Source organism: Paraburkholderia phosphatilytica (assembly GCF_003443895.1).
GTDB lineage: Bacteria > Pseudomonadota > Gammaproteobacteria > Burkholderiales > Burkholderiaceae > Paraburkholderia > Paraburkholderia phosphatilytica.
Genome location: NZ_QQOA01000003.1, coordinates 294,504 through 320,749 on the forward strand (window position 1 = coordinate 294,504; position 26,246 = coordinate 320,749).

Here is a 26,246-nt window from a genome sequence, read left to right on the forward strand (position 1 = left end):
GACGATGCAACCGGGACACGCAACACACCGCGCGGCGCCGAAATTTATCGCCGCACGGGCGCTCGCGCTACTGCTCGCATTGGCGCTCGCGGGCTGCGGCGGCGGTAGCGGAGGAAGCAGCACGACCGCGTCGACACCCGCCGCCCCTTCCCCTGCGGCTTCAGGCACGGGCAGCGGCAGCACCGTCGGCAGCACGGCCCCGGCAGCCGGCGCATCGACGCCGATCGTCCCGCAATCGACGACCGCCAACGTCCAGCCCATCACCGTCACCACCGCGTCGGGCAGCACGCCGAACATGCTGATGACGAGCGTCACGATCTGCGCGCCCGGCACGTCGAACTGCGCGACCATCGGCAACGTGCAGGTCGACACCGGCTCGCAGGGGTTGCGCATCCTCGCGTCCGCGCTGCCGTCCTCACTCGCGTTGCCCACCGTCGCGGCCGGCAGTTCGGGCGCGCCGGCCGGCGAATGCGCGGTGTTCGCGGGCGGCTACGCATGGGGCGCCGTGCGCGCGGCCGACGTCAAACTCGCCGGCGAACTCGCGGCCGCGACGCCGGTGCAGGTGATCGCCGACGCAACGCTGCCCACCGTGCCGTCCGACTGCGCGGCTTCCGGACGCGCGATGCAGACCGCGTCGGGACTGCGTGCGAACGGCATTCTCGGCATCGGGCTCTTCAGCGCGGATTGCGGCGGCGGCTGCATCGTGTCCGCGCTGCCGCGCTGGTACTACAGCTGCCCGTCCGGCGGAGCCTGCACGGCGACGGCGCAGCCGCTCGCGCAGCAGGTGACCAATCCGGTCAGCGCGTTCGCGTCCCACAACAACGGCGTGGTGATCGATCTCCCCGCGATTGGCGACAACGGCGCGGCGACCGTGAACGGCTCGCTGATCTTCGGCATCGGCACCCAGGCCGACAACGCGATGGGCAGCGCGACCGTGCTGACCACCAACAGCAGCGGCTACGTGACGACGGTCACGAACGGTGCAACGTACTCGCAAAGCTTCATCGACAGCGGCTCGAACGGCCTCTTCTTCGGCAGCGGCGTGATGCCGGCCTGCGGCGTCTGGTACTGCCCGACTTCGCCGCAGACCTTCGCGTCCACGCTCACGGGCGTGAACCGCGCGAGCGCGTCGCTGTCGTTCGACGTGACCAGTTCGACGACGCTCTTCGCGACCTCGAACGCCGCGTTCGACAACCTCGCGGGCTCGGGCGGCAACACATTCGATTGGGGGTTGCCGTTCTTCTTCGGCCGGCCGGTCTACGCCGCCATCGAGGCGAGCGTCACCCCGGCCGGGAACGGCCCGTTCTACGCGTTCTGACTGGATTGGCACGGCCGGCGGGCAAACCCGCCACCGCGCTTACTGGTCGGCGTCCGAAGCCGGAGCCGCCGGCGCCTTGGCATACTCGGCAGGCGCGAGCCAATGGAAGGACGACAGCGTCTTGCCATCGAACTCGCATTCGCCCGCGACGGCGGTCGTCACTTTCTTCTTTTTCTTGAGGAACGACAGCAGACCCGTGTTCGCGCCCGAATCCGCGGCCGCCGCGGCGTTCATCTCCGACGCGGAGTTCGCGGTGAGTCCCGAACTGCTGTAACCGCCCGCCGGCGCGTTGAACGCCGGCGCCGCGGGAGCGGCCGCGGTTGCCGCCGGCGCCGATGCCGCGTGCGGCGCGGAAGCCGACGTGGCCGTGGCCGCGCTCGCGCCTGCCGGATGCGCCGCCGTGACCAGTTGCCCTTCGACGAGCCCCTCGACGACGACGCGCGACCCGTCGATGCCCGCGCCGGTATGCGTGACCTTCAGCGGCAGCTCGGTCTTTTCCGCGAGCGCGTCGCGCAACGCGTGCTCGCAGCTCGACGTATTGCTCAACGGGTTGACGACGGCGGCGCAACCCGCCGCGAGCAGGGCCGCGAGGCCGGCCGCGGCGGTCAGACCGCCGGCGCGAAGCGTACGAATGTTCATGACGAAGCCCGAATCCAGATCGACGGGCATTGTAGCCCAGCGCCCGCGCGAACTGCGGCACGGTAGCTCAATCCACTGCGGCGTGCGTGAGCGTCTTGTCGTCCGGCATCGAGCGCGCGGGACGAATCAACAGGAGCAGCGGCATCACGCAGAGCGTCGCGACGAACATCAGCTTGAAATCATTCAGGTACGCGATCATCGACGCCTGCGCGGTAATCGACTGGTTCAGCAGCGCGACGTCGACGCGCGTGCCCGCGGCCAGCACCTGCTGCACCGCCGGATTGAACGGCGTGACGTTCGCCGCCAGATCCGCGTGCGCGATCTGCGTGCCGCGCGTCATCATCGTCTGCACGATCGAGATGCCGATACTGCTGCCGATATTGCGCATCAGGCTGTAGGTCGCGGTGCCGTCCGCGCGCAACGCGGGCGTCAAGGTAGAGAACGTCAGCGCGCTCAACGGCACGAACACGAGCCCGAGCCCGAAACCCTGCACGAGCCCGGGCCACACGATGTCCGACTCCTTCAGCACGATCGTGTACTGCATCATCTGCCAGAGCGCGAACGCGGAGATCACGAAGCCCATCAATAGCAGCAGCCGCGCGTCGGTACGCTTCAGCATCCTGCCCGCGATCAACATCGCGATCATCGTGCCGGCGCCGCTCGGCGCGGTGACGAGGCCCGTCGTGGCGACCGGATAACCCATCAGGTTCTGCAGCATCGGCGGCAGCAGCGCGCGCGTCGCGTACATCACCGCGCCGACGACGAAGATGAAGCACACGCCGGTCGCGAAATTGCGGTCCTTCAGGAGCTGATAGCGGAAGAACGTGTTCGGCCCCGACGTCGCGGTATGCACGATGAAGAACAGGAAGCTCAGCACCGCGACCAGCATCTCGATGCGGATTTCGAGCGAGCCGAACCAGTCGAGCTGCTCGCCGCGATCGAGCAGCGCCTGCAGCGCGCCGATCGCGAGGCCGAGCGTGACGAAGCCGAATACGTCGAACTTCGCGTCGTGCTTCGTCTCGCGCTTCGGCAGGAACGTGAGCACGCCGAAGAGCGCAAACGCGCCGATCGGCACGTTGATGAAGAACACCCAGCGCCAGTTGTAGCTGTCGGTGAGCCAGCCGCCCAGCGTCGGCCCGAGAATCGGCCCGACCATCACGCCCATGCCCCACACCGCCATCGCCTGCCCCTGCTTCTCGCGCGGGTTGATGTCGAGCAGGATGGATTGCGACAGCGGCACGAGCGCCGCGCCGAACACGCCTTGCAACAAGCGCGAGCCGATGATCTGCACGAGCGTTTCCGACAGGCCGCACAACGCCGACGCGATCGTGAAGCCCGCGATCGAAATGGCCAGCAGCTTCTTCACCGTGAGACGGTCGGACAGCCAGCCGGTGAGCGGCGTCGCGATCGCCGCGGCGACGATGTACGACGTGAGCACCCAGGTGATTTCATCCTGCGACGCGGACAGCGTGCCCTGCATATGCGGCAGCGCGACGTTGGCGATCGTGCTGTCGAGCGTCTGGATCAGCGTGGCGAGCATGATCGAGACCGTGATCATGCCGCGATTGAGCGGTGCGGCAGAACCACCCGGCGTCGGGGCTGCGGACATGGCGAGAAGAGTGGGAGACGAAATTAGTAAGCATGCTTATTATACGGACGGCGTAAGCTGTGGCAAGAAAACTGCGCACAGGCCGACGCGAAATCGGCATCTTTGCCACGCCTGTCCAACGCGTGCGACCTGCTGGTATGCTCCGGCGCACGCTCCTGACCGTTATCCGCGATGAACTACGACCTCGAAAAACGCTTCGGCTTCTTGATCTCCGACGTCGGCCGGCTGTCCGGCAAACGCTTCGACGATCTCGCCCGCGCGTCGCTCGAACTCACGCGCGCGCAATGCCGCGTGCTCGCGTATCTGTCCCACTTCGGCAACGTGAACCAGGCGCGGCTCGCGGAAATGCTCGAGATCGCGCCGATCTCGGCGGGGCGGCTGCTGGACCGGATGGAGGAAGGCGGCTGGGTGGAGCGCCCGGCGAATCCGGACGACCGGCGCGAACGGCGCGTGACGCTCACGCAGAAAGCCGAACAGGCGCTCGGCGCCGCGCGACGAGTGGGTGACGAAGTCGCGGCCGAAGCGCTGGAGGGTTTCAGCGCCGAAGAGGCGGATCAGCTGATCGACATGCTGCGGCGGGTGCGCGGCAATCTGGGCAAGCTGGTGGACCGCTAAACCGCACGGCCCGTCACGCTCCTGCCGGCTCCTCTTCCGTTTCGCCCGTCTTGCCGCGCTTGCCGCGCGAAATCTCTTCGCCCGCGTGCGGCGACAGACGCCGCGTGATCGGGATCGATGCGAACGAACACAGCCCCACGACGAGAAACGCCGGCCAGAAGTCGGACCACCTGACGATCGTATGGCCGTTCAGGTCGCGCGTGATCTGCAGCACGATGCCCGCGATCGTCACGCCAAGACCCAGCGAAATCTGCTGCACGACGCTGCCGAGACTCGTCGCGCGGCCGACGTCGCGCGATTCGATGTCCGCGTAGATCATCGAGTTGAGGCTCGTGAACTGCAGCGCCGGGAAAAAGCCGCCGAGCAGCACGACGAGCCAGATCACCCAGGTCGGCGTGCCGGGAAAGAACAGCCCGCACGCGGCAATCGCGATGCCCGAGAACGCGGCGTTCCACATCAGCACCGCGCGAAAGCCGAAGCGATGCAGCACGCGCGATGCGAGCGTACGCATGAACATGCCGCCGAACGCGGACGCGCAGGTGATCAGGCCGGACTGGAACGCGCTCATCCCATGCCCCTCCTGCAGCACGAGCGGCAGCAGGAACGGCACCGCGCCCAGCCCGATGCGAAACAGCGAGCCGCCCATCACACTGGCCTGGAACGTCGGCACTTTCAGAAAGCGCAGGTCGAGCAGCGGCCGTTCGGCGCGCTGCGCGTACAGCGTGTAGACCGCGAGCATCACGAGACCGGCGAGCGTCATCACGGCCGCGGTTTCGCCCGATGCCAGTTCGCCCCCGACGAGCGACAGCCCGAGCAGGAACAGCGACGCGCCGCCCGCGGACAGCACGAAGCCGGTCCAGTCGAGCGGACCGGGATACGGTTCGCGCGTGTTGCGGATGTGCTTGTTGGTGAGCCAGATGCCGAGGATGCCGATCGGGATGTTGATGAAGAAGATCAGCCGCCAGTGCAGATAGGTCGTGATGAAGCCGCCGAGCAGCGGCCCCGCGGCCGGCCCGAGCATCGCGGGTACGCTCAGGTAGTTCATCGCGCGGATGAAGTCCGCGCGCTCGACCACGCGAAAGATGATGATGCGGCCGACCGGCACCATCATCGCACCGCCCACGCCCTGGATGAAACGCGCGACCGTGAAGGTGGCGAGCGACGTGGACGCCGCGCACAGCAGCGAGCCGCCGATGAAGATGCCGATTGCCGTGCGGAAGATGGTGCGGGCGCCGAAGCGGTCGGCGAACCAGCCGCACACCGGAATGAACACGCCGAGGCCGAGCACGTAGCTCGTGACCGCGATCTTCAGCGTGACCGGATCGCGGCCGAATGCGCGCGCCATTTCGGGGAGTGCCGTGACGATCACGTTGGCATCCACGGCCTCCATGAACATCGCGCAGGCGACGATGACGGGGGCGATGAAAGCCTTCAGATCACGCAGCATGGGGCGGCACGCGCTCGCTATTCGAAATGGGCGAGCCGCGATTATCGCACCGATGCCGTGCGTCGCGCAGTCACGATTGCAGTTTCATTGGCCGGCCACATGCGCTGACGGATGTCGCCGACCAGCCGCTCGACCCCTCACCCGCCTGCGTCGCGGCCACCCTCTCGATCACGAAAACGTCGTTGCGAAAACTTTCTTGCCGGCTTGAAATGTTATGTTATAACATTTCCGAAGACCACCCTCCCGCATCCAGCAAAGACAACGACAACGATGAACCACCGCACGCTTTTGTCCCGCGCCGCGGCGCTGCTGTTCGCCCAGGCGCTTTCGAGCCACGCTTTCGCCGCCGACGGTGCGTCCGTCGATACACCCGTCCACCCCGCCGTCAGCCCGACCGTGGCGTCCGCTCCCGCCGGCACGGTGCGCGGCCTCGTCACGGGACGAGACGGCAAACCGGTTGCCCATGCAGACGTGACGCTGCGCGATACGCGAACCAGCACGAGCCGCAGCACGACGACCGCCGAAGACGGCCGCTTCTCGTTCGACGGCGTGCCGCGCGGCGCCTACATGACCGAAATCGCCGCGCCCGGCTACGCGAACAACGACACCGCGACGACGCTCGACGCGACCCACGGCGTCGCGCTCGACGTCACGCTGTCGTCGGCGTCGAGCGCGAGCACCAGCACGACGGCCGACGGCACGCTCAACGTGACGGTCACCGCGCAGCGCCTCGACCGCGCGCGCAACGGGCTGTCGCCGGAGACCGGCAGCAGCGTGTACCGCATCGGCGAAAAGGACATCGAGGCGATGCCGCAAGGCGAGAACACGCCGCTCAACCAGGTGCTGCTGCAGGCGCCCGGCGTCGCGAACGACTCGTACGGTCAGCTGCACGTGCGCGGCGACCACGCGGACCTGCAGTACCGGATCAACGGCATCATCGTGCCGGAGCCGATCAGCGGCTTCGGCCAGTCGTTCGATACGCGGATCATCGATCAGGTGAGCCTGATCACGGGCGCGCTGCCCGCCGAGTACGGCTACCGCACCGCGGGTATCGTCGATATCCGCACGAAATCCGGCGATGCGAGCAACGGCCAGAGCGGCGGCTCCATCGACGTGTACGGCGGCTCGCATCAAACCATCCAGACGAGCGCCGACGTGTTCGGTTCGAGCGGCGCGCTCAGCTACTACTTCACCGGCTCGCTCGGCGAGAACAACCTCGGCATCGAAGCGCCGACGAGCGACGGCAGCCCGCTGCACGATCACACGCGCCAGGGCGACGGCTTCGGCTACCTGTCGTATCTGCTGAACCCGTTCACGCGCGTGAGCGTGATGTTCGGCGCGACCTCGAATCAGTTCGAGCTGCCGAACACACCCGGCCTGCCGACGAACTTCACGCTGAACGGCAGCTCGACGTTCAACTCGGCGAACCTGAACGAAACGCAGTCGGAGCTGAACAACTTCGCGCTCGTCGCGCTGCAGGGCACGAACGGCGATGCGCTCGACTATCAGGTGGCGTTCTTCACGCGCTACACGCGCACACAGTTCAATCCGGATCCGGTCGGCGACCTGATGTTCAACGGCGTCGCGTCGACCGACTTCCACAGCAACCAGGCGAACGGCGTGCAGGCCGACACCACCTGGCGCCTGGGCGACAACCACACGTTGCGCGCGGGCATCTGGTTCCAGCAGGAGCACGCGGTGTTCGACGACAGCGTCGCGGTGTTCCCCGCCGATGCCGACGGGAATCAACTTTCAGACGTGCCGTTCAACATCAACGACGCGGCCAGCAAGACCGGCTATCTGACGAGCGCGTACGTGCAGGACGAATGGAAGCTCTCGGACAAGCTGACGCTGAACTACGGCGTGCGCTACGACAAGATGAACGAGTACGTGAGCGTGAGCCAGCTGAGCCCGCGCATCGGCATCGTCTGGCAGCCGACCAGTGCGACCACCTTCCACGCCGGCTACGCGCGCTACTTCACGCCGCCCGCGTTCGAGCTCGTGTCGGATTCCACGATCAGCCGCTTCAACGGCACGACCAACCAGAGCGCCGTCACGCAGAACGACCCGGTGCAGCCGGAGCGCGATCACTACTTCGACATCGGCGTATCGCAGCGGCTCACGCCGGCGCTCACCGTGGGGCTCGACGCGTATTACAAGAAGGCCACGCAACTGCTCGACGAAGGCCAGTTCGGCGCCGCGCTGATCTACACGCCGTTCAACTATGCGGAAGGACACGTATACGGCGTGGAGTTCACGACCAACTACCGGCAGGGCAACGTGTCCGCGTATCTGAACGTTGCATACAGCCGCGCGGAAGGCACGAACGTCGACTCGGCGCAGTTCAATTTCTCGCCGGACGAGCTCGCGTACATCGCGAACCACTACGTCTATCTCGATCACGACCAGCGCATCACCGCGTCGTTCGGCGGTTCATATACGCTTGGGCGAACGTTGTTCAGCCTCGATGGCATTGTCGGCAGCGGGCTGCGCGCGGGCTTCGCGAATACCGACAAGCTGCCGTGGTACGCGCAGATCAACCTCGGCGTGACGCAGCATTTCCAGGAGCCGCTGATCGGGAAGTTCGATGCGCGCGTGGTGTTCGTCAACGCGTTCGACCGCGTATACGAGTTGCGCGACGGTTCGGGGATCGGCGTGGGCGCGCCGCAGTATGGCCCGCAGCGCGCGATCTACGCGGGGCTCACGAAGCACTTCTGAGTTTTGCGTGTGCTCCGTTCGATGCGGAGCACGACACGCGAAAGCAATAATCAGGTAAGCGTAGGTTCGACATACCCGCCGAGCAGCAACGCAAGCTGCGCGAGCGCGAACAGCACGATCAGCGTCGCGCCCGCAATCGCGACGAAGCGCTGCGCGCTGCGCACACGCGAGCGATAGCGCAGCGAACGCGCGACCAGCAGCCGGTTCGCGCCGACGCTGCCGAGCCCGACGAGCGTCACCGTCAGCGCGACGCCCGCCGCCATCGCGAAGGTCGCGGCAATGCCGATCGATGGCACGTGCGCGCCCACCGACGCAACCAGCACGAAGATCGCGCCCGCGCAGGGCCGCACGCCGGCGGCGAAACCCGTCGCGAGCAGCTGCGTCCAGGGCGAGCTGTTTGCGCTTGCGCCATCCGCCGTAACCGGAACGGAGCGCGATAGCAGGCCGCGCCGCTGGTTGCGCGTACGCTGCTGGCTCAGCTTCGCGCCGAGGTAACTGATCTCGCCCGACTCACGCGGCAGTGGCCCCTTCGGCACCAGTTCGATCGCGGTCGGATCGAAGCAGCAGTCGCGGCGCGTGAGCGACGTCCACAGCGTCCAGCCGCCCGCGATGCACAAGAGCGCATAGCTGACGATCTCGAGCGATTCCGCCTGCGCCAGCACCCCGCCGACGCCCGCGCGCGCGAGCCACACCGCGCCGATCACCAGCACGATCGCGCTCAGCGCCTGCACGGCGGCGGTCCAGCCGGACAGCATCAACGCCTGCGCGATACGCGCGTTGCGCGAGCCGAGCCAGGTGCCGACCACGAGCTTGCCGTGCCCCGGCCCGACCGCATGCAGCACCCCATAGCCGAACGACATCAGAAGCAGCGTGAGCCACTCGCCGGCATTCGCGTCGTGACGGCGTAGTTGTTCCGCTGCATCTTCGATGCGCGCGTTGAGCCGGCCCTGCCACACGATCGCGGCGAACAGCACCTGGCGCACCGGCTCGGGCAGCACGAATGCGGGCTTCGTTTGAACCGGCGCGGGTGCCTCAGCTGCTGCGCCGGCTCCGCCTGGTGTCACTGCGGGACGGCCGAACACGTCGACGGCAGGCGCCGCGTTCGTACTGGATGCTGCTGCAGGCGCCACTGGTCGGCCGAACACGTCCACCACAGAGGTTGCGGCCAGGGCGACGCCCGATGTCGTTGCAAGTGCGAGTGCGAAGATCACGGCGCACCACCGGCACGATTGAAGAATCGCTAGCATGAAAGCGCCGTTGCCTGAGGGATCACGATGCCGCCGAAGATCGGATGCGCGCGGTCCGCGAACGGTTTCGCGGTGCAGCTGGCCGCCGGATGCCCGGCCAGCGTAATCGCGTTTGCCGTATCGGGTTCGTAGTCGACGAAGAACGAATCGTCCCAGATGCCGAGCTCGACCTGATGGCCGGTCACCGTAACGGGCGCGGCGAGCGTCAGCGTGAACGCGTACTGGATCTTGCCTCCGACAACCGACACGCGGAAGTCGCCCGGATCGCGAAACGTCTGCGGCTTGCCGTCGACGAACAGATGACTGAAGTAGCCCGCGCCCGCGAGCGACTGGAACGCCTGGTCGTGGAAAATCTTTGTCTGCGCGGGGCCGACGGGCCCGTTGTCCGGCAGCGAATCGATGCCCGCGAGCTGCACCGGGAAGCCTTCGGTGAACAGCCAGGTCTCGCTCACCGCGACAATCGCCGCGCCGTGCATCTGCACCGCCGCCGAGTACTTGATCCAGACGTGCGGATGCGCGCTCGCGGCGGTCGCGACGCACCACGCAGCGGCGGCGGCGAGCCGCGCAACGCGTGCGGTCAGGCGGAAAACGGACTTCATCTGGATGCCATGCGTAGGGTCGGTCGTAGCGCGCGGCCAGCCAGCGTGCGGGACAGGCGCAAGATGTCGCGATGGGCGGGACGCTCATGCGCCGCAAGCCACGTGAAAGCGGCAGGCCGGGGCCGCCGCGCGACGGCACGCATTGTCCCACGCGCTGTGCATTCGATGCAGCGCAGCCGGGACAATTTTTTGCCCCCTTCGCCCGCCCGTGACTCGTCCTTGCCCGCGCCACAGCGTGCCGCCCGGCGCACAGGCTAGAATCGGCGATCGCGCGGCACCGGCGCCCGCCGCCCTTCATTTCCCCTTCATTTCCACTTTATTTATCAAACTCGCGCCGCCCCCGGACCACCGTCGCCACCATGCCCGCCCCCACCCCGGCTTCCGCGCCGACGCCGTCGCCCGCCTCATCCACGCCGCCCGCGCCGAGCGCGCTGCAGCTGTTCCTGATCTTCGCCCGCATCGGGTTGACGAGCTTCGGCGGCGGCCTCTCCGGGTGGCTGCTGCGCGAGTTCGTGCAGCAGCGCAACTGGCTCAGCGAAGAGGAGTTCCTCAACGGGCTGTCGCTGTCGCAGGCGCTGCCGGGCGTGAACGTGAAGAACATGGCGATCTGGATCGGCTACCGGATGCGCGGCCGCGCCGGTGCGATCGCGGGCTTCAGCGGCATCATCTTCCCGCCGGCGATCGTGATCGTCGTGCTCGGCGTGCTGTTCGCGTCGCTGTCGCGCTTCCCGGTCACACATATCGCGCTGGCCGGCGCGGCCGCCGGCGCGATCGGGCTGTCGCTCGCGATGGCGCTGACCGCGATCCGCCGGCTGCCGCGGCGGGTGTTGCCGCTCGTCTTCACGGCCGTCACGTTCGTGACGATCGGCCTGCTGCACTGGCCGACGGTCTGGGTCGTGCTGGCGGTCGCGGCGCTCAGCATCGGCGTCGAATACCGGCGGCTCGCGCACGCGAACGGCGCCGGCGATCGCGGCGAGACGGCCGGCGCGAACGACACCACGCAGGACGACGACGCATGAACGGCCGCCTCCTCGCCCTCCTCGGCGTGTTCGCGCCGCTGTCGATCGTGACGATCGGCGGCGGCCAGACGGTGATCGCCGACATGCAGCGCCAGGTGGTCGACGTCCATCACTGGATGACCACCGCGCAGTTCGTCAACGACTTCGCGATCGCGAGGATGGCGCCGGGCCCGGGTTCGCTGCTCGCGACGCTGATCGGCTGGCAGGTGGCCGGCTTCTGGGGCGCGCTCGCCGCGACGCTCGGCCTGTTCGGTCCGACCGCGTTCCTGATGTACGGCGTCGCGCATCTGTGGAAGCGGCACCGCGGCGCGCGCTGGCTGACGGCGCTCGAAAGCGGGCTGCGGCCGGTCGCGGCCGGCATGATCGCGGCGGCCGTCTACGTGCTGCTGAAAGGGCTCGACGGCGGCTGGCTCGCGCGCGCCATCGCGATCGTCTCGACGGTGCTCGTGATGACGACGCGCATCCACGCGCTCGTGCTCGTGGTGGGCGGCGCGGCGGCATTCCTCGCGCTGCACGCGGCCGGCTTCGTCTGAGTGCCGCGCACGATCCTTACCGTCCAGGTAAGACTTGGTAAGCACTCGCGAAGGCGCTCGGGTATTCTGCGTGTCGCGCGAGGACGGCTGCCGCGATCATCATCGGCGCAAACGTCACGTTCCCGCTTTCCGTCCTCGTCATGCTTACGGTCATCGCACACAGAATGCTCGCCCGGTCGCTCGACACGCTCTTCGCCAGGATGCTGCTGCTCTCGGCAGCGGTGCTGTTCGCGCTCCATGCGGGCTGGATGATGATCGCGTGGAGCGAGTCGGCCCTCCTGGACGACGCCGCGCAACGCGCGACCGCCGAGACGCTGCGCACCGTCGACGACGCACTCGGCGCGACGCCTGCCGATGCGCGTTCGGCCGGGCCCATGACCGTGGATTTCACCACGTCCGCGCCGGTCGCGCTGCCGGCGCGCCGCGCGATCGACGCGCGGCCGCGCCTCGTCGATCTGCGCCCGCGTTTCGTCGCCGCGAGCTATCGCGCCGACGGCGCCGACAGCAACGCCGACGCCGACAACGCGGGCATGAACTCCGCTCCGCCCCGCGCACCGCTCCTGCGCGCCGCGAACCCGGACGATCCGTCGTGGATCGTCGCGCCGGTCGACGTGCGCTCGGTACCGCGCGCGATCGTCGTGATGCTGTCGATGGGCAGCGCGGTGATCGCGCTGTCGTTGCTCGCGCTGTCGCAGTGGCGCGCGCTCGGCGGGCTGACCTGCGGGCTGCGCGAGACGGGCGCCGAAAAACGTAGCGCCTCCCGCTCGCAGGCCTGCGAAGCACTTCATCGTGACGCCCGCAGCGTCCGCGGGCCGAGCGAGCTGCGCCGTCTGCACGCCGCGCTCGACGAGATGCAGGCGCGCCGCCGCCACGCGAATCGCGATGAAGCCGAGACGCTCGCCGCCGTCGCGGCCAGGCTCAGCGAGCCGCTCGATCGGCTCGCGCAACGCGTGCGCGCGATCGACGAAACCGCGATGCGCGACGCGTTCATCGGCGATATCGATGCGTTCGGCGCGTTCGTGGGCAAGCTGCACGAATACGCGGGCGAAGCCGCCGCCGACGATCCGCCGGTCTCCGTCGATGCGTTCCTGCGCGAGCACGCGGTGCGCTACGACGCGGCGCTGATCGCGCTGAACCTGCACGCCGGGAATGGTTTCGCGTTGCCGCGCGCGACGCTCGACCGGCTCGTCACGAACCTGATCGACAACGCGCTCGAACACGGCGCGCCCCCGGCGCACATCCTCACGACGCGCACGCAGGACACGTGGCGCATCGAGGTCCGGGATTGCGGCGCGGGCATCGCGCCGGACGATCTGCCGCGCGCGCTGCAGCCGTTCGTCCGCCTGAATGCGAACGACGACACGCGCAAAGACCACTGCGGGCTGGGGCTCGCGATCGTCGCGCGGCTCGCGCGCAGCATCGGCGGTACGTGCGGGCTGAACAATCACCCCGAAGGCGGGCTGCGGGTAACGATCGACGTACCGGTTGCGGCTTCTTCAGAGCGGCTGGCGGATCGATGAACGCATCCTGCGCACGCAGCCCTTCAGCAAGAAAACCGCCGCTCAACCACCCGGCCTGACCGCACCGCCGCCCGTATTGGCGCTGTCACTGCCGTTGCTCTTCTGCGCGTAGAACCGCTCGAGGTCCACACGCATCGCATGCAGCGACGCATCGTCGAGATAGATCATGTGCCCCGAGTCGTAGTAGCGGATCTGCACGTTGCCGCGCAGCGTCCGGTCCAGCGACATGTGCGCGAGCGCGTACTCGGTCGCGAAGAACGGCGTCGCGAGATCGTAGTAGCCGTTCAGCGACAGCACGCGCAGCCGCGGATTCTCGCGCATCGCCTGAGCCAGATCGCCTGCGGCATACGGCAGCGTCAGATGCTCGCCCCACGGCGCGCGGTGCTTCGAATCCCATTGGCGCAGCGCGTCGTCGTTGAACACACGGTAGCGGTCCTGCGGCGCGTAATGCAGGTCGTTCGCGAGCAGCTCGTGCAGCGCCGCGTTGAACGCGTCAGACACGCCCGGCACCGACGCATCGAAGTCCGGCTCCTCGCCTGCATCGTCGTGATCGATGCCTTCGAAACGCGCGTCGTAGCGGCCGAGCTGCCGCGACTGATCGCGCAGCAGTTCCTTGCGGAAACGCGACGGCCAGATCCTCAGGTTCGCCTCCTTCACATAGCGCGCGTCGAGCCCCGTGAAGGCGGCCACACGCGCGGCGATCTCGTCGCGCTGCGCGTCCGGCAACGCGTCGCCTTGCGCCAGCGCCTGCGCGTACGGGCCGCGCGCGAACGCACGCACTTCGTCCACGTAGGCCGGCAGATCGGGCGGCATCGGGTTCAGCTTGTGGTGATACCACGCGATCGCGGCGTAGCTCGGCAGATAGCTTTCGTACCTGAAGTCGAGGCCAGGATCCGACGAGCCCGGATCGAGCACCGACGACATCAGGATCACGCCGTTCAGCGCGACGTTGTGCTGGCTCAGGTGGTACGCGAGCATCGCGGCGCGCGTGGTGCCGTACGACTCGCCGAGCAGATACTTCGGCGAGTTCCAGCGGTGATTGACGGTCAGGTAGCGCTCGATGAACTGGTCGAACGCGTCGAGATCGCCGTCGACGCCGTAGAAGTTCTTGCCGCTCGCATGGCCGACGATGCGCGAAAAGCCGGTGCCGACCGCATCGACGAATACGAGGTCGGTGCTGGCGAGCAGCGTGTCCGGATTGTCGGCGAGCGTGTACGGCGCGGGGCCGGTGGGCGTGGGGCTCGCGGTACGCGCGCGCTTCGGCGCGAACGAGCCCATCATCAGGAACACGCTGCCGGCGCCGGGGCCGCCGTTGAACAGGAACGTGACGGGACGCGTCGCGGTGTCCTTCGCGTCGAGCGTGTAGGCGAGGTAGAACACGCTCGCCTGCGCGTCGCCGGCGCTGTTGCGCAACAGCAGGTTGCCGGCCGTCGCGGTGTAGTCGAGCCGGCGTCCGTCGGCCTTCATCGAATGATGCGTGACCGACGTGGCTTCCGGCGGAACCGGAATGCCCGCGCCAGTGTGCGGCGAGGCGTGCTGCGCATCGTCGGCGCTTTCGTGCTCGTCTTGTTCGTCGGGCGCTTCGCTCGATGACGCTTCGTGCGCGCTGGCGCGCGATGCGCGACTAGCGTGTGACCGATCGGGTGCATTGGCGGTTGCCGCGGCGGGCGCAGCCGTTGCGGCTGACGCCGAAGACGCCGACGATGCCGCCGGCGTCGTCGAAGACGATGCTGCGTCGCTCGCCATTGCGCGCTCCGGCAGCACGCCGCAAGCGAACGTCAGCATGCATGCCAGCAGCGCCGGCAGCACGCCGAGAGAGCGCTGCCGCCCATCGCCCGATACCCGTCGCCCCGCGATTCGATCGCCCATGAATGTCCCCGGCAAGAAGCCGCAAGTATCTATAACGTCGTTCAGTATGCCGCTCGAAGTGCGGCTCGGTATCCAGCTCGTTGCCCGGCTCAGCGCCCAGCCCGGCAACCTCAATAAGTCGCGACCTCGATCAGGTTGCCGTCCGGATCGCGGCAGTACACCGAGGTCATCGCACCGCGCGCGCCTTCGCGCGGCACCGGTCCCGCTTCTATCCCGACGCCCAGCGCGCGCCAGTGCACGGCGACGTCTTCGGGACGCGAGCGCGTGACGAAGCACAGATCCGCGCTGCCCGGCACCGGCGCCACGCCGGTGAACCACGCGACCGGATCGCCGTCGCTCGGCCGCAGATTGATCTTCTGGTTGCCATAACGCATCGCGACACGCTTGCCGGTGCGCGCATCGAAGTCGATGCGCTCCATGCCGAGCACCCGCGCGTACCACGCGGCACTCGCTTCGACGTCGGCGACATTGAGGACGAGATGGTCGAGGCTGTCGATCGTGAAAGACATGATGCGAAGTCCTGTGCAGGCGAAACGGCCAGTGTAGGCAAATCGCGCGCGGCGCGCTCGCAGTGTGACCGTGGCGCGCCGCGCCGGACGCGGAGGCACGCAGACATCGCCACGTTTCAGCGAATACTTAAATATCCGTATGGTTGCACGCGCAGCGAATGTCGCTCACTTCGCGCTCACCAGACACTCACCCAAGCCGCCCTGCATGTCCGATGCCAGCTGGGTCGATGCCATCGAATTGTCAAACGAAAAGCCGTTGCGCGCCCATGTTTTACGCGTCCGCTTTGTACATCGATTCGCGCTCCTGTCAATGGACGCGGCCCGTCGTAGATCGCCGCTGACGCAATTACGCGACTCTACGCATTTTCTCTACGCGCGAACAAAAACTCCCGGTAAGCTCGTGCCGGCATTGCCAGTTTTATTCCAACTGGAATAAAGTGTGATCCGGCGTCGTTTCGCCTGTCTTCCGTTCGTCATGTTGTGTGTCACGTTTTTGCGCGCTTCGCCGTCATGCCTGTGACTTCCACTGCCCAAGTTACCCAATCCGAATCTCGATCGATGACGCCACTCTCCCGACGTGCCGCATGGCGCCTCGCCGGTGCCTTGTGCGGATGCGCGGCGCTCGCCGGCTGCATGGTGGGCCCGAACTACCGGACGCCGGACGCGCCCACGACCGACAGCTTCACCGCCCAGCCGATGCCGGATCAGACGGCATCCGCGCCGGGCGCATCGGGTGCCGCGCAGCGCTTCGCGCCGGGCGCCGACATCCCGGCCGAATGGTGGTCGCTCTATCACTGCGCGCCACTCGACACGTTGATCCGCGAGGCGCTCGCGAACAGCCCGAACCTCGCCGCCGCGCAGGCGGCGCTGCGCCAGGCGCACCAGACCTACCTCGCGCAGGTCGGCGGGTCGCTGCTGCCGCAGGTCGACGGGAAACTCGGCGCCACGCGCGAGAAGATCAACGGCGTCACGTTCGGCGAGCCGGGCCTGACCGAAGACCTCAACCTGTACAACACCGGCATCGACGTGTCGTACAACCTCGACGTGTTCGGCGCGTCGCGCCGTTCCGTCGAAGCGTCGCGCGCTCAGGAGGAGTACGAGCGCTGGCAGCTGCAGGCCACCTGGCTCACGCTCACGTCGAACATCGTCACCGCGGCGATCAAGGAAGCGTCGCTGCGCGCGCAGATCGAGGCCACCGAGCAGATCGCGGACGCCGAAGCGCAGCAGCTGCACGTGCTCGAACAGCAGTTCGCGCTCGGCGGCGTCGCGCGCACGTCGGTGCTGTCGCAGGAAACGCTCGTCGCGCAGACCCGCGCGACGCTGCCGCCGCTGCGCCAGTCGCTCGACCAGACCCGCGACCAGCTCGCGATGCTCGCGGGCCGGCTGCCGAGCGAGGCTTCGCTGCCCGAATTCCGGCTCGACATGTTCACGCTGCCCGACACGGTGCCGGTGAGCGTGCCGTCGTCGATCGTGCACCAGCGGCCCGATATCCTCGCCGCGGACGCGACGCTGCATCAGGCGAGCGCGCAGGTCGGCGTCGCGACCGCCGCGATGTACCCGCAGCTGAACCTCACGGCAAGCTGGGGCACCGAGGCGCTGACTCCGGCCGGCGCGTTCCAGGCAGGCAATACGATCTGGAGCATCGGCGCCGGGCTGACCGCGCCGCTGTTCCACGGCGGCCAGCTGCTCGCGAAGAAGCGCGCGGCGGAGGCCGCGTACGACGAAGCGGCCGCGCAGTACCGGCAGACGGTGCTGCAGGCGTTCCAGAACGTCGCCGACTCGCTGCGCGCGCTCGATCACGACGCGACCGGGCTCAAGGCGCAGGACGACGCGTGGCGGGCCGCGAGCGATTCGCTCCAGCTCACCCAGGGGCAGTACAAGATCGGCGGCGTGAGCTACCTGTCGCTGCTCGACGCGCAGCGGCAGTACCAGCAGGCGGTGGTGAATCTCGCGCAGGCGCGTGCAGCGCGCTATTCGGACACAGCGGCGCTGATCCAGTCGCTCGGCGGCGGATGGTGGAACGAAGCCGCCGCGACACCGGCCGCCGGCACGCCCGCCTCCGCGACGGGTACGACGCAATGAGCGGCGCGATGAGCACAACCGGGCGCATGGCCTGATCGACACGCACGACCGGCGCGAATCATCACGCCGGTCGACCGAAACGCAACGACGCGCGCCGGCGGACGCCAACGTCTTACGCGCACAACAAGAAACCGGGCAACCTGCCCCAAGCCGTGGAAGGACCTGACGATGAGCGACAAACCCCGCAAGAAGCCCTCGATGACGAAGCGGATGATCATCATGCTGATCTGTGTCGGCGTGCTGCTCGCCGGCCTGGTCGGCTTCAACCTGTTCAAGGCGCACATGATCGCGAAGTTCATGGCGTCGAACGCCGCGCCGCCCGCCACCGTGACGGCGGTCAACGCGAGCTACCAGACCTGGCAGCCGCAGCTCTCCGCGGTGGGCAGCCTGCGCGCGGTGCGCGGCGTGGACGTGACCACTGAAGTCGCCGGGCTCGTGCGGCAGATCAACTTCAAGTCTGGCGAAGACGTGAAGGCCGGCGAGGTGCTCGTGCAGCTGAACGCCGATACCGACGTCGCGCAGCTGCATTCGCTGCAGGCCACAGCCGATCTGGCCAAGACCGTCTACAACCGCGACAAGGCGCAGTACGACATCAAGGCGATCGCGAAGGCGCAGCTCGATTCCGACGAAGCCGATCTGCGCAGCAAGCTCGCCCAGGTCGCGCAGCAGGCCGCGCTGGTCGACAAGAAGACGATCCGCGCGCCGTTCGCGGGGCGCCTCGGCATCACCACCGTCAACCCGGGCCAGTACATCAACCCGGGCGACGCGATCGTCACGCTGCAGGCGGTGGACCCGATCTACGCCGACTTCTTCCTGCCGCAGCAGCAGCTCGGCCAGATCGCGATCGGCCAGGTGATCAGCGTGGACACCAACGCGTTCGGCGGCAAGCTCTTCCAGGGCAAGATCCTGTCGGTCAATCCGAAGGTGGACAGCAACACGCGCAACGTGCAGATCGAAGCCGCGGTCGACAACCACGACCGCAAGCTGCTGCCCGGCATGTACGCGAACGTGAAGATCGACGCGGGCACCGAACAGCGCTATCTGACGCTGCCGCAGACCGCGATCACCTACAACCCGTACGGCGCCACCGTATTCGTCGCGAAGCCCGGCACGACGCCGGACAAGAACGGCAAAGTGATGCCAATCGCGCAGCAGGTGTTCGTGACGCCGGGCCCGACGCGCGGCGACCAGGTCGCCGTGCTGAAGGGCATCACCGAAGGCACACAGGTCGTGACGAGCGGCCAGCTGAAGCTGAAGAACGGCACGCCGCTCGTGATCAACAACAGCGTGCAGCCCACCGACAGCCCGAACCCGACGCCCCAGGAACAATAGGCACGTAACGATGAATTTCACCGATATCTTCATCAAGCGGCCGGTGCTCGCATCGGTCGTCAGTATGCTGATTCTCGTGCTTGGCATGCGCGCGCTGTTCGCGCTCAAGGTCGGCGAGTATCCGCAGACGGAAAACGCCGTCGTCACGATCTCCACCGCGTACTACGGCGCGAACGCCGACACGGTGGCGGGCTTCATCACGCAGCCGCTCGAAGCCGCGATCGCGCAGGCGCAGGGCATCGACTACATGTCGTCGACCAGCACGACCGGCGTGTCGACGATCACCGCGACGCTGCGCCTCAACTACGACGCGAACCGCGCGCTCACCGAGATCAACACGCAGATCGGCTCGGTGAAGAACCAGCTGCCGCCCGAAGCGCAGCAGCCGGTGCTCACGGTGCAGACGGGACAGACGACGGACGCGATGTACATGGGCTTCTACAGCGACGTGCTGCCCAGCAACAACGTGACGGACTACCTGCTGCGCGTCGTGAAGCCGAAGCTCGATTCGGTGGAAGGCGTGCAGACCGCCGAAATTCTCGGCGGCCGGCAGTTCGCGCTGCGCGCGTGGCTCGACTCCACCCGCATGGCCGCGCATGGCGTGACCGCGCAGGACGTGTACACGGCGCTCGGCAATAACAACTACCTGGCCACGCTCGGCACGACCAAAGGCCAGATGGTGAGCGTCGACCTGAACGCCGGCACGGATCTGCATACCGTCGACGACTTCAAGCAGCTCGTCGTCAAGCAGAAGGGCGGCGCGATCGTCCGCCTCGAAGACGTCGCGAACGTCACGCTCGGCGCGGACAACTACGACTTCAACGTCGCGTTCTCGGGCAAGCGCTCGGTGTTCATCGGTATCAAGGTCGCGCCGGACGCGAACATTCTCGACGTCGCGAAGCGCGTGCGCACGCTGTTCCCGTCGCTGCAGCAGCAGCTGCCCACCGGCATGACGGGCGACATCGTGTATGACGCGACGGACTTCGTGAACACCGCGATCAGCGAGGTCGTGAAGACGCTCGTCGAAGCGCTCGTGATCGTGACGATCGTGATCTTCCTGTTCCTCGGCAGCCTGCGCGCGGTGATCATCCCGATCGTCGCGATGCCGCTGTCGCTGATCGGCACGTTCTTCGTGATGCAGATGCTCGGCTACTCGATCAATCTGCTGACACTGCTCGCGCTGGTCTTAGCGATCGGCCTCGTGGTGGACGACGCGATCATCGTGGTGGAGAACGTCGACCGGCATATGAAGGAGGAAGGCAAAACGCCGCTCGAAGCGTCGATCATGGCGGCGCGCGAACTGGGCGGCCCGATTCTCGCGATGACCGTCGTGCTGATCGCGGTGTACGTGCCGATCGGCTTCCAGGGCGGCCTGACGGGTGCCCTCTTTACCGAGTTCGCGTTCTCGCTCGCCGGTTCGGTCGCGGTGTCGGGCATCATCGCGCTGACGCTGTCGCCGATGATGTGCTCGCGCTTCTTCCGCGCGGAACAGGAGTCCGGGCGCTTCGTGCAGTTCATCGACCGTCAGTTCGACCGCGTGCACCGCGGCTACGGGCGTCTGCTGAGCGGCACGCTGGACACGTGGCCGGTGTTCGTCACGATGGGCGCGCTGCTGCTCGCGGGCACCGTGTACCTGTTCATGACGTCGAACTCGGAGCTCGCGCCGCAGGAGGACCAGGGCATCGTGCTGTCGCAGATCCAGGGGCCGCCCGACGCGACGATCCAGCAGATGCAGACGTACGCGGACCAGGTGTTCAACATCTCGAAGGCGATTCCCGAGTACTCGCAGATGTTCCAGCTGACCGGCCAGCCGACGCTCAACCAGGGTATCGGCGGCGTGCTGCTGAAGACGTGGGACCAGCGCAAGAAGAGCGCGACGCAGCTGCAGCAGGAGCTGCAGCAGAAGTGGAACGGCATTGCCGGCGCGCGCGTCGCGGCGTTCCAGTTCCCGCCGCTGCCGGGCTCGCAAGGTCTGCCGGTGCAGTTCGTGATCACGTCGACGGAGCCGTTCGAGAACCTGAATGAAGTGTCGCAGGCGGTGCTGCAGAAGGCGCGCGAAAGCGGCATGTTCTTCTTCGTCGACAGCGACCTGAAGATCGACAAGCCGCAGGCCACCGTGATGGTGGACCGCGACAAGCTCGCGTCGCTCGGCCTGTCGCAGAGCGATATCGGCCAGACGCTCGGCGCGGCGCTCGGCGGCAACTACGTGAACTACTTCTCGATCGCGGGCCGTTCGTACAAGGTGATTCCGCAGGTGCTGCAGATCGACCGGCTGAATCCGTCGCAGGTGCTCGACTACTACCTGCGCACGCCGGACGGCAGCGTGATTCCCGCGTCCACGGTCTCGCACCTCGTGAACACCGTCGTGCCGGAATCGATCAACCACTTCCAGCAGCTCAACTCGGCCACCATCTCCGGCGTCACGGTGCCGGGCGTGTCGCAAAGCCAGGTGCTCGAGTTCCTGCGCAAGGCGACCGCGCAGGCGGCACCGAGCGGCTACACGGTGGACTACTCGGGACCGTCGCGGCAGTTCATCCAGGAATCGGGCGGCTTCGTGATCACGCTGATGTTCGCGACGATCATCGTGTTCCTCGCGCTCGCCGCGCAGTTCGAGAGCTTCCGCGATCCGGTCGTGATCCTGGTGTCGGTGCCGATGGCCCTCTTCGGCGCGCTGATCTTCATCAACGTCGGGCTGACGACGCTCAACATCTACACGCAGGTGGGGCTCGTCACGCTGATGGGGCTCGTGTCCAAGCACGGCATCCTGATCGTGCAGTTCGCGAACGAGCTGCAGCGCGCGGGACGCACGAAACGTCAGGCGCTGGAGGAAGCGGCCGGCGTGCGGCTGCGGCCTATCCTGATGACGACCGCGTCGATGGTGCTGGGCGTGCTGCCGCTCGTGATCGCATCGGGCGCCGGCGCCGCGGGCCGCAACGCGATGGGTCTCGTGATCTTCACGGGTCTGTCGATCGGCACGCTGTTCACCCTGTTCGTCGTGCCGGCGATGTACATGCTGCTCGCCGCCGACCACCACAAGGAAGCGCGCGCGGCAGGCCATGCGCCGCATTCGCCGGAAGCGGGTCTGAACAATACCTGACGCGCAACGATGGACCGGCGCGGGCGATCGAAGCCCGCCCGGTCAATCGAGCACGAGCAAACCGGCAGGGACGTACGAAATGCCCGGTGCAGTCATGCACCGGGCATTTTCTTATGGGGATTCGGGAAAACTAGACGCGGGGTAGATCGTCGATGCATTTCTCGACGTGGCCGTCGGGCACGTCGGTGTCGATGCCGTCGAGACCTGCCATGTGCGCGACGGCCTTGATCTTCGGCCCGAGGTAGCGTCGCCCGCCAAGCGTGTAGACGGACCAGACGATTTCGCCGGCATGGATCGCCTGCACGACCGCGTCGATATCGGATATCTGCGGCGGGGAGAGCCAGTCATGCGATTTCGCGTCGATCGGGCCCCATCGGACATGGGTAACGCGATCCGTTGACGGGCTGATGCGTACGCCATCGATAGCAAAAGTAGCCATGTCGACCTCCATCGTCCACATCGAACCATGCTAGCAGAACGCGATCCGGCTTGGTCGGGCCCTTTTCTGAAGCAATGCGACGGATTGGCGCGCCGGCGTCAGCTATCGCCCTGCCCCGCGCGGCGGCGTGGCGCGCGCGTGCGTCGACGGTCGGGTTCGGTCTCGCCCGTGCCTGACGCGCTTTTTGCGGCCTTCGGTTTGCGCGTCTGGGCGGTCTGCGCTTCGTGCCAGGCCATCGTGAGCTGCAGCACCTTCAGCGCGAGTTCGCACGCGGCTTCGGGCGTGCCCGGCTCGTCGTCCACGGCGACCTCGAAGCGGCACCAGCGCAGCAGCCGCGCGATCGCGACGGCTTCGTCGTCCGGCAGGTCGATGACGAGCAGCGCGCCATCGACGAGCTTGCGCTGCGGGTGTCCGGTCGGCGCGAGTTCCTGCTGCTGCGCGGTCGCGATGTCGATGCAGCACAGGTAGATCGCCTCGAACGCGCGCGTCAGCCGTTCGTAGCGATGCAGCGCGGCGCTGCGCGCCTCGACCAGCAGATCGTTCGCACGACGGCAGCGTGGCGTGAGGACCGACGCGCGCCGACTTTGCGCGGATCGTCTCACCACCCTCGTGCTCCGAAGCTCGTCATGAATTTTCCTTCTCCCACCGCGCATGCGCGTGACCGTTACCGCGACACCACGTCTGGACGCAACGAGCGAATCCGCGCAAATCGATCGAGGATCGTCGCGGCCGGAATTCGCCGTGGATAGCTCACTGGGGAAACGCTGCGCGCACGGGACCGGAGTCACGTGTGGAGCTGGCGAGACCCGCCGCCCAGTGGAGCGATGCAGCGCAGTTTAGAAGCGGTGCCGGGACACATGTGCAACAGCACCCCGAGTTTCGTAACTGGGAGTTACCGCGGCACACCGGTCCGCGTCGAACCGCGCCGCCGACGACCGCTCCCACCGCCGCAACGGATTATCTGATCCAGATAGCCAGGATTAGACCGCACCCGATATTGATCGATGATTTTCACGCTCTCTCACCTTTTATCTCAATATTAAGTCGATCAAAAGAAAAACATTTATGGGAAGATGCATGACGCGAAAACGAAACAAATCCAATTATGCAAAATCGTTTTATCGAATCACCCTGCCCCTTCCGAGAAAACACAACTGTCCGATATCGGGCATCACCCTGCACACCACCGTTTCATCACGTTTTCCGCGCAATTCTCAATGGCTGGCGACCACGCGTCGCATCGCCACAGCAAACGAATTCTCAAAGCCGGATATTCAAATCGACCCGTCTGACACCCGCAAATTCGCCCGTGAAATCCGTTCGCAATGACGAATCATCCCGAGTGCCAATGGAAATGGCTATTTCGCGCGCGGAATATTCTGAATCGGCTCAGGGAAACAATCCAATCGAATCATCGGCCGTTGAATACCGAATCGCGCGACTCATGACCGCATCGCCCGGTTCGCGCGCCGGCCGCGCCGAGGTGCACCGCGCAGTCACCAGGCTCACCCGTTTCACCAGGCTCACGGAGGAAACACCAGCATGACGAAGATACTGCACAGCTTCTACATTAACGGCCGCTGGGTCGAGCCGTGTTCCGGCAACACCATGATCGACCTGATCGATCCCGCTACGGAAACCCGCTACGCCCAGCTCGCGATGGGTACCGCGAAGGACGCGGACCGCGCGGTCGCCGCCGCTTCGGCCGCGTTTCCATCGTGGTCCGAAACGAGCCGCGACGAGCGGATCGCGCTCCTCGAACGGGTGATCGAACTGTACCGCGCGCGCGTCGACGAGCTGGCCGATGCGGTGCGCGGCGAGATCGGCGCGCCAGTCACGCTCTGTAAAACCCTGCAGGTGCCGATCGGCCTCGCGCAGCTGCAGGCGGCCGTCGAAACGCTGCGCAGCTTCCAGTTCGAGACGCAGCACGTGAAGAGCACCGTCTGCCGCGAGCCAGTCGGCGTCGCGGCGCTCATTACGACGTGGAACTGGCCGCTCAATCAGATTGCGGCCAAGCGCGCGCCCGCGCTCGCGGCCGGCTGCACCGTCGTGCTCAAGCCGTCTGAAATCGCGCCGCTCGACGCGGTGCTGTTCGCGCAGATCATGCATGACGCGGGCACGCCGCCCGGCGTGTTCAACCTGGTGTTCGGCGAAGGACGCGAGGTCGGTGCGCGCCTTGCGTCGCATCCCGATGTCGACATGGTGTCCATCACCGGGTCGATGCGCACCGGCGTCGACGTCGCGATCCATGCGGCGCCCACCGTCAAGCGCATCACGCAGGAGCTCGGCGGCAAGTCCGCGCTGCTGATTCTCGACGACGCCGATCTGCAGACCGCCGTGATGACGGGTATCGGCCAATGCATGGCGAACAGCGGGCAGACCTGCATCGCGCCGACGCGCATGCTGGTGCCGGCGGCATCGTATGCGCGGGCGGTCGAGATCGCCGCGGCAACGGCCAATGCGATCACCGTCGGCAACCCGGCCGATCCGGACACGAAGATGGGACCGATCGCGAGCCGCCTGCACTATCAGCGCGTGCAGCAGGTGATCCGCGCGGCGATCGAGCATGGCGCGCACGTCGTGGCGGGTGGCCCCGGACGGCCGCCATCGATCGAGCGCGGTTACTACGCGCGGCCCTACGGTATTCGCCGACGTGCACAACGGCATGGCGGTCGCGCGCGAAGAAATCTTCGGCCCGGTCCTCGCGATGATTCCGTACGAAGGCGAAGAGGAAGCGGTCGCGATCGCGAACGATTCGGAACACGGTCTCGCAGCCTACGTCGCGTCCGCAGACACAGCGCGCGCGAGGCGCGTCTGCGGGTGGGCACCGTGCGGATCAACGGCGCGATGCTCGACATCATGGTGCCGTTCGGCGGCTACAGGCGCTCCGGCAACGGCCGCGAATACGGCCCGGCGGGCCTCGCGGAATTCCTCGAGTACAAGTCGATCACGCTTTGAACGGGTGACACCGGCGGGCAATAAAAAAGCCCTGGTCCCAACGGGACAGGGCTTTTAGCGGGCAGACGAGGCTGCCCGGGTACCGCTGCTGCTTGTTGACTGCGTGTTACGGGTCAACCGCGACGCTGGTACGGCCACTGCTGGCGTCGCTGCTTCGAGATGCTGTTACGGGTTACGGCTACCGCGTGCTGCGTTGATGCGTTCTGACAGGGGGTATGGCTTACCGGTACTGCTGCGAGACTTGAACCTTGAACCGCGAATTCAACTTCAACTGCGACTGCGACTTCGAATACAAACCTGCGAATACGACTGCGCTGCTGCCACTTCAACCGCGATGCTGCGTACTGCGACTTCCGGTCCTGATACGACGACTGCACCCAACCCCTTCCGGACTGCTGTTCATCGGCCGCCTGACCTGGCGCGGCTCGTTGGAGATGGCGCTCCTGCACTGCCAGCGCTGTTGCCATCCCTGCTGCGGGTACTTCGACTGCAACTGCTACCGCTACTGCTACTGCTACTTCAACCGCTACTGCTACTTCAACCGCTACTGCTACTGCAAACCACTACTTCAACCAGCCTCATCCCTTCCACTGCTTACCGCGTATTGCGCACTGCGACCAACCTCAACACCTGATGCTGACTACAACTGCATTTACGACCGCTACCACGACTTCTTTAATCCACCTGCCGATGTTG

General features: G+C 66.7%; 20 protein-coding genes and 1 pseudogene. 12 read left to right on the top strand and 9 right to left on the bottom strand.

The window, feature by feature from the left end; genetic code table 11:
- Positions 1-4: 4 nt before the first annotated feature.
- Complete coding sequence (locus DVS29_RS04875) at positions 5-1,318, top strand: DUF3443 domain-containing protein (protein ID WP_118179297.1); 1,314 nt, start codon at positions 5-7, stop codon at positions 1,316-1,318.
- 39 nt (positions 1,319-1,357) lie between these two features.
- Here the strand turns inward: DVS29_RS04875 and DVS29_RS04880 are convergent, their stop codons facing one another.
- Both DVS29_RS04880 and DVS29_RS04885 read right to left on the bottom strand, forming a co-directional pair.
- Positions 1,358-1,957 (bottom strand): hypothetical protein, encoded by a 600-nt coding sequence (locus DVS29_RS04880; protein WP_124800596.1) that lies wholly within the window; start codon positions 1,955-1,957, stop codon positions 1,358-1,360.
- 67 nt (positions 1,958-2,024) lie between these two features.
- On the bottom strand, positions 2,025-3,566 hold the full coding sequence (locus DVS29_RS04885) for a DHA2 family efflux MFS transporter permease subunit (RefSeq protein WP_118179299.1): 1,542 nt from the start codon (positions 3,564-3,566) through the stop codon (positions 2,025-2,027).
- 171 nt (positions 3,567-3,737) lie between these two features.
- On the opposite strand from DVS29_RS04885, the gene DVS29_RS04890 reads away from it, so the two are divergent.
- Positions 3,738-4,181 (top strand): MarR family winged helix-turn-helix transcriptional regulator, encoded by a 444-nt coding sequence (locus DVS29_RS04890; protein WP_118179300.1) that lies wholly within the window; start codon positions 3,738-3,740, stop codon positions 4,179-4,181.
- Positions 4,182-4,194: 13 nt separating this feature from the next.
- Here the strand turns inward: DVS29_RS04890 and DVS29_RS04895 are convergent, their stop codons facing one another.
- Positions 4,195-5,628, bottom strand: a complete 1,434-nt coding sequence (locus DVS29_RS04895) for an MFS transporter (RefSeq protein ID WP_118179301.1) — start codon at positions 5,626-5,628, stop codon at positions 4,195-4,197.
- 270 nt (positions 5,629-5,898) lie between these two features.
- Here DVS29_RS04895 and DVS29_RS04900 point away from each other — a divergent pair, with 270 nt between their 5' ends.
- Entirely contained in the window at positions 5,899-8,346 is a 2,448-nt protein-coding gene (locus tag DVS29_RS04900; RefSeq protein WP_118179302.1) for a TonB-dependent receptor, read from the top strand.
- Positions 8,347-8,396: 50 nt separating this feature from the next.
- On the opposite strand, the gene DVS29_RS04905 is transcribed toward DVS29_RS04900, so the two are convergent.
- Both DVS29_RS04905 and DVS29_RS04910 read right to left on the bottom strand, forming a co-directional pair.
- A complete protein-coding gene (locus tag DVS29_RS04905; protein WP_240655460.1) occupies positions 8,397-9,557 on the bottom strand; it encodes a nickel/cobalt transporter in 1,161 nt (386 codons plus the stop codon).
- A gap of 29 nt (positions 9,558-9,586) precedes the next feature.
- Positions 9,587-10,192 (bottom strand): DUF1007 family protein, encoded by a 606-nt coding sequence (locus tag DVS29_RS04910; RefSeq protein WP_118179304.1) that lies wholly within the window; start codon positions 10,190-10,192, stop codon positions 9,587-9,589.
- A gap of 359 nt (positions 10,193-10,551) precedes the next feature.
- Here DVS29_RS04910 and DVS29_RS04915 point away from each other — a divergent pair, with 359 nt between their 5' ends.
- From DVS29_RS04915 to DVS29_RS04925, 3 genes are all read left to right on the top strand, one after another.
- Complete coding sequence (locus DVS29_RS04915; RefSeq protein WP_118179305.1) at positions 10,552-11,211, top strand: chromate transporter; 660 nt, start codon at positions 10,552-10,554, stop codon at positions 11,209-11,211.
- Positions 11,208-11,744 (top strand): chromate transporter, encoded by a 537-nt coding sequence (locus DVS29_RS04920; RefSeq protein ID WP_118179306.1) that lies wholly within the window; start codon positions 11,208-11,210, stop codon positions 11,742-11,744. Before DVS29_RS04915 ends, DVS29_RS04920 begins: the two co-directional genes overlap by 4 nt.
- 164 nt (positions 11,745-11,908) lie before the next feature.
- Positions 11,909-13,264 (top strand): ATP-binding protein, encoded by a 1,356-nt coding sequence (locus tag DVS29_RS04925; protein ID WP_164707844.1) that lies wholly within the window; start codon positions 11,909-11,911, stop codon positions 13,262-13,264.
- 42 nt (positions 13,265-13,306) lie between these two features.
- On the opposite strand, the gene DVS29_RS04930 is transcribed toward DVS29_RS04925, so the two are convergent.
- Both DVS29_RS04930 and DVS29_RS04935 read right to left on the bottom strand, forming a co-directional pair.
- Positions 13,307-15,133: a S10 family peptidase gene (locus tag DVS29_RS04930; protein ID WP_420816070.1), complete on the bottom strand. Its 1,827-nt coding sequence runs from the start codon at positions 15,131-15,133 to the stop codon at positions 13,307-13,309.
- Positions 15,134-15,243: 110 nt separating this feature from the next.
- Positions 15,244-15,642 (bottom strand): VOC family protein, encoded by a 399-nt coding sequence (locus DVS29_RS04935; protein WP_118179308.1) that lies wholly within the window; start codon positions 15,640-15,642, stop codon positions 15,244-15,246.
- Between the two features lie 205 nt (positions 15,643-15,847).
- On the opposite strand from DVS29_RS04935, the gene DVS29_RS36810 reads away from it, so the two are divergent.
- The 4 genes from DVS29_RS36810 to DVS29_RS04950 all read left to right on the top strand — a co-directional run bounded on the left by DVS29_RS36810 (position 15,848) and on the right by DVS29_RS04950 (position 22,153).
- On the top strand, positions 15,848-16,078 hold the full coding sequence (locus DVS29_RS36810) for a hypothetical protein (RefSeq protein ID WP_124800597.1): 231 nt from the start codon (positions 15,848-15,850) through the stop codon (positions 16,076-16,078).
- A gap of 122 nt (positions 16,079-16,200) precedes the next feature.
- Entirely contained in the window at positions 16,201-17,724 is a 1,524-nt protein-coding gene (locus DVS29_RS04940) for an efflux transporter outer membrane subunit (RefSeq protein WP_118179309.1), read from the top strand.
- A gap of 168 nt (positions 17,725-17,892) precedes the next feature.
- Positions 17,893-19,056, top strand: coding sequence for an efflux RND transporter periplasmic adaptor subunit (locus DVS29_RS04945; protein WP_240655461.1), 1,164 nt, complete (start codon positions 17,893-17,895; stop codon positions 19,054-19,056).
- Positions 19,057-19,066: 10 nt separating this feature from the next.
- The gene (locus tag DVS29_RS04950) at positions 19,067-22,153 is read left to right on the top strand and encodes an efflux RND transporter permease subunit (RefSeq protein ID WP_118179310.1); all 3,087 of its coding nucleotides are present in this window, start codon (positions 19,067-19,069) and stop codon (positions 22,151-22,153) included.
- Between the two features lie 130 nt (positions 22,154-22,283).
- Here the strand turns inward: DVS29_RS04950 and DVS29_RS04955 are convergent, their stop codons facing one another.
- Together DVS29_RS04955 and DVS29_RS04960 are read right to left on the bottom strand one after the other, a co-directional pair.
- On the bottom strand, positions 22,284-22,592 hold the full coding sequence (locus DVS29_RS04955; RefSeq protein ID WP_118179385.1) for a hypothetical protein: 309 nt from the start codon (positions 22,590-22,592) through the stop codon (positions 22,284-22,286).
- A gap of 98 nt (positions 22,593-22,690) precedes the next feature.
- Positions 22,691-23,197: a hypothetical protein gene (locus tag DVS29_RS04960; RefSeq protein ID WP_118179311.1), complete on the bottom strand. Its 507-nt coding sequence runs from the start codon at positions 23,195-23,197 to the stop codon at positions 22,691-22,693.
- A gap of 472 nt (positions 23,198-23,669) precedes the next feature.
- Between DVS29_RS04960 and DVS29_RS36815 the strand changes: the two genes are divergently transcribed.
- Both DVS29_RS36815 and DVS29_RS04965 read left to right on the top strand, forming a co-directional pair.
- Positions 23,670-23,921: a hypothetical protein gene (locus tag DVS29_RS36815; protein ID WP_124800598.1), complete on the top strand. Its 252-nt coding sequence runs from the start codon at positions 23,670-23,672 to the stop codon at positions 23,919-23,921.
- Positions 23,922-24,134: 213 nt separating this feature from the next.
- Positions 24,135-25,550, top strand: a pseudogene (locus DVS29_RS04965) (aldehyde dehydrogenase family protein).
- Positions 25,551-26,246: the final 696 nt, after the last annotated feature.